The organism is Mesorhizobium sp. M7A.F.Ca.CA.004.12.1.1, from assembly GCF_003997835.1.
In the GTDB taxonomy this organism is placed as follows: Bacteria; Pseudomonadota; Alphaproteobacteria; order Rhizobiales; family Rhizobiaceae; genus Mesorhizobium.
Map to the genome: position 1 here is coordinate 1 of NZ_RZRK01001057.1, position 1,726 is coordinate 1,726.

Annotated in this window: 1 protein-coding gene; it reads right to left on the reverse strand. The window is 63.3% G+C overall.

All coding sequences use genetic code 11. The features are described from left to right. Nucleotides 1–100: 100 nt before the first annotated feature. A complete protein-coding gene (locus EN984_RS33525; RefSeq protein ID WP_127384302.1) occupies nucleotides 101–1,711 on the reverse strand; it encodes an ABC transporter substrate-binding protein in 1,611 nt (536 codons plus the stop codon). Between the last annotated feature and the right edge of the window lie 15 nt (nucleotides 1,712–1,726).

The window sequence follows — 1,726 nt, forward strand, 5'->3', positions numbered from 1 at the left end:
GCACTGAGTCGCCCAAGAGAGATGTCCGGCAGGACAGAGGGGGGCCTCGTAGGGCTCAACGCCTACGCTGATTTCGCGAACTCTCATCCGCGCAATTCTGTCACGATTCCAAATACGTGTCCGCCCAGTTCGACACCGCCCAGCGCGGGTTGTTGGCGATGTTGCCGACGGTGTCGCGCGCGACGCTGATAAAACTCCATTCGGCGACGTTGATCAGCGGCAGGTCGGTGGCCACCTCCTTCTGGAATTCCTTGTAGAGGTCGGTGCGGGCTGATGTATCGAGCGTCTCCGATGCCTTGGCGATGAGCGCATCGAGCGCGTCGTTCTTGTAGCCGCCCTGGTTGGAGAACGGCACGCCGTCCGGAATGCCGCTCTGCACCAGGATGGTGGTCGAGATCGCCGGGTCGCCGCGGAACACCGGCGGGCCGACAGCGAGGTCGAAGGCGTGGTCGGTGTAGACCGCCTTGATGTGCGCGGCCGAGTCGTTGTTGACCAGCTGAGCATCGATGCCGATGGCGGCGAGCGCCTGGCGCAGATAGTCGCCGAACTGCTTGGTCTCGTTGAAATAGGGCGCAGGCAGCAGCTTGAGCGAAAAGCGGTTGCCGTCGGCGCCTTTCTTGTAGCCAGCCTCGTCGAGCAGCGCGTTGGCCTTGGCGACGTCGAAGGCATAGGTCGGCACGTCGGCGGTGTAGAATTGCGGATCGTTCTTCGGCACCGGACCGGTGGCTGTCGCGGCATAGCCGAGGAACACCGTCTTGACGACGAAATCCTTGTCGATGGCATGCGCGATCGCCTGCCGCACTTTCAGGTCGGCCAGTTCCTTGCGGCGATGGTTGATCTCGACGACGAGCTGATAGGTCAGCCCTTCGTAACCCTTGGAGATCACCTTCAGGCCCGGCACCTTGGAGATGCGGTCGAGGTCGGCCAGCGGCACGGCGGAAAAGGCTGCGAGCTGGATCTCCTCGGCCTCCAGCGCGCTCGCCGCTGACGTGCGATCCGGCAGCACTTGATAGATGATCTCGTCGAGATAGGGCTCGTCCTTGCCCCAGTAGTCGGCGTTTTTGGTCAGCCGGTAATATTGGCCGGCCTTGTACTCGCCGAATTTGAACGGTCCGGTGCCGATGGGCGCGTTGTTGGCCGGGTTGTCCTCGATCTTGCCGACCTCATAGATGTGCTTCGGCACCACACTGCTCAGCGCCGGCAGCGCGTTGCGGATCAGCTGGAACGGCGTCGGCTTGGCGAATTTGAACACGGCGGTGAGATCGTCGGGGGTGTCGACGCTGGCCAGATCCTTGAATACGGTGCGGCCGAGATTCTGCAGCGGCTTCCAGATCTGCAGCGCCGAGAAGGCGACGTCGGCCGAGGCGAACGGCTTGCCGTCATGCCATTTGACGCCGTCGCGCAGTTTGAACGTCGCCGAGAGCCCGTCGGCGGCACCTTCCCAGCTCAGCGCCAGCCGTGGCGCGAGACCGTCTTTGCCGTCGAAGGAGGCTTCGGCCAGCGTTTCGACGATCTTGCTGGAGATGAAGAACACGCCGTTGGAGGCGACGATCGCCGGGTTGAGGTTGCGCGGTTCGGAATCGGCGGCAAGCACCAGTCGCCCGCCCTTCTTTGGCGTCTGCGCCCAGCCCGGTGCCGGCATTGCGGTGGAGGCCAGCAGCATTGCCGAGCCGGCAAGCATCGTGCGTCTGGAAATCGTGAAACCTGACATGATCGAACTCCGTCC